At 39.2% G+C, this 2,589-nt stretch carries 2 protein-coding genes; both read right to left on the bottom strand.

What is annotated here, in order from left to right; translation table 11 throughout:
* Positions 1–632, bottom strand: a 632-nt coding sequence (locus JXA84_04455) for an ATP-dependent Clp protease proteolytic subunit (GenBank protein MBN1150456.1), incomplete at its 3' end; no start/stop codon positions are given.
* A gap of 614 nt (positions 633–1,246) precedes the next feature.
* Positions 1,247–2,589, bottom strand: a 1,343-nt coding sequence (locus JXA84_04450) for a hypothetical protein (GenBank protein ID MBN1150455.1), incomplete at its 5' end; no start/stop codon positions are given.

Below are 2,589 nucleotides of genomic sequence, written 5' to 3'. Positions count from 1 at the left end.
GTAAACTTCCAGTCTTTAAATTTATATTTTGGTAGCCATTCTGTAACTAAATCTTTAGCAAAATCTAAAGATTGATATACACTTTTTATTTCACCCGGTGAGATTTGAGCAATAATTGTAGCATCAACAGGATTCAAAACATTGTTTTGTTTAGCTTCTGTAATTTTATTTTCAAACCATTCTTTATAATCCATAGCTGAAATAAAACTTCGACCAATTCTTATTTGAGCATCAATAGGCCCCAAACTTCCTGTCTGTGTCATCATAATTTCATTTCCGGATAGTACCATTAATGTTCCAGCACTTTTAGCTTCTCCAGAAACTACAAATGTTATATCATCGCTTTTTTGTCTTAAAAATCGCACTATTTCTTCAGCGGCCTCTCCACTGCCACCAGGTGTTTCTATATAAAAATCTAACTTTTTTATTGTTTTGTTTCTTAATAAATCAGCAATAACATAATAATCTTCTTGGCAAATTGGTATATCTGGAATCCGTTTATTTATCGCTGAAATATAAACAAAAAGATAAGTGCTTCTTTCTTTATTATATTCTTTAATTAATTTTAATAATTCATCTTCAAGGATTTTTATATCAATGCCTTTTGAAATATACTCATTTAATAAACTCATGGAAATACTTCTAGCTTAAAAATAAAGTGATTTTTAATAATTCTGGAATTAATGCTCATTAGTCCCCTTTTCTTATATTTACATTATAGAATCCTATATCTGTCATTGTCAACAACGGAATTCCTTTCAATAAAATAACTATAATTATCCTAAATTATTTACTCGTCAAAAGCATATTGCTGAAACCACATCCTTGGTGCCTTGCCTTCGGAATTTTTTGTTGAATCTTTTTGCTCAATTGTTTGCTCGTAAGTTGCAAAGTTGGTGCCTTGTTGTATATAGTTACCAAAAATTATTGGTTCCTTATTCCAACATAGATAAATATCAAATACCTCGGTATCCAATTTTTGAATTGTAAATACAAAATATCGTCGGTATTTTTTTGGGTACAAAATGAAACGTAGTAGATTTTATCTTCACGAAGTGAAGAAAGAGGAATGCAATGATGGAAAAGATCATAATGCAAAAGAGCTTTCTGAAATTCTTTCAAAGAGATTAAATCTTTCTGAGGGAAAGTTTACTGTTTTTTGAGATTGTGACGGTTTTTTATCTTTAAGATAAATTGGTCTGAAGAGAGCCGGAGAAAGTATTCTCCGGCTCTTCGGTTATTTGGATTATTGCAGAAATATTATCTGTTTTTGGACTCCGGTTTCTTTGACGACGGCGAAATATCTTCCGACGGGCAAGATTTGACCGCGATAATCTTTTCCCGTCCACTCGGTGTTGAATTCGCCATCAAAATTCCACGTCATCACTTCCCTGCCCGTTATGTCGTAGACGGAAAGGTCTGTTCTGACAGGCGATACGGCGTGCAAAAAAATTTTTCCTCCGGGCAGGTAACTTACAGTGATTCCTGAAGAGTTAATCGAAACCGGAGGCGAGATTATCTCTTCGACAGCGACCGGAGTGGCTATACCGAAGTAATTCAGTATATTGGCTATGAGAATCTTTTTTGTGGAATATCCCGACATGTTGTAAATGTATTGAAGGTCAATGGAAGAAAACACCGCCTGAAAATCATCGCTTCTGACAATGCCATAACCTGCTGTGTCCCAATATACACAACCGGTTCCGTTTCCGGCCACGGGAGTCAGAGTCGGGCTGTTGTGACTGGGGATCGAGTACCACTGAAGACCTTTACCGACAGGATCTCCCCCCACGCCTTCAAATACATTAGCCGATGTCGTCCCTCCGGAATATGTGAAGCCGAGAGTGTCGGATAAAAACGCAGTGCCCTGAAGTTGAGAAGGAGTCCTTGGTGAAAATACGGCGACAGGTACTCCGTTTGTAAGCGCATAAGATATCTTGTCTCTTCGGTCGGGTGTCAAGGGGTTAGTCCTTGTGCCCGTTACCCAAAAAACCGCTTTTGATACATATAGCAGGGTGTCGGAGGGCAAACCTTCCTGGTTTACGTTCCATAAAAGTACAGGCACTTCGAGTTCGTTGAAAGCTGTCAGATATTGAGCCTGTGAACTTCCTGTTCCGTCGTCGTCGACGAGAAGGACTCCGTTTGAAGGAATCACTCCGTCTATCCTGTGATAGAGCTTGACCAGGGGATCTATGGTTACTGAATCGGGTTTTTCTACGGTCAGCATAACTTCGAGAAAAGAGGTGTCTTCCATCCAATAAGGACCGGCTACTGTCATGGAGCCGTCTTTCCATACACCGAATTCAACGGGTATCCTGAAGAATGCGGGACCGTTTGTCTGTACCTGAAAAACGAATATATACAGGTCGCTGCCTATGTGTTTCCAGCCAGCTCTCAAAAGAGGATAGTCCGTTTCTTCTAGCCACTGATGAAAAAACCATCCCAGGCTGTCCTGATAGAAAGTTTCCATGACCGCCATGAGCTCAGTCAAAGATGCGTTTCCGCCCCTGTAGGTCTGATAATATTGTCTCATTGCAGGGAAATACAGAGAATCTCCCATAAGGTGTCTCAGCATGTGGTGGAACCACG

The sequence above is a fragment of the candidate division WOR-3 bacterium genome, from assembly GCA_016926475.1.
In the GTDB taxonomy this organism is placed as follows: Bacteria; SDB-A; SDB-A; order SDB-A; family SDB-A; genus JAFGIG01.
Note: the sequence above shows the minus strand (reverse complement) of the source record. Positions and strands in the feature narration are given on the sequence as shown.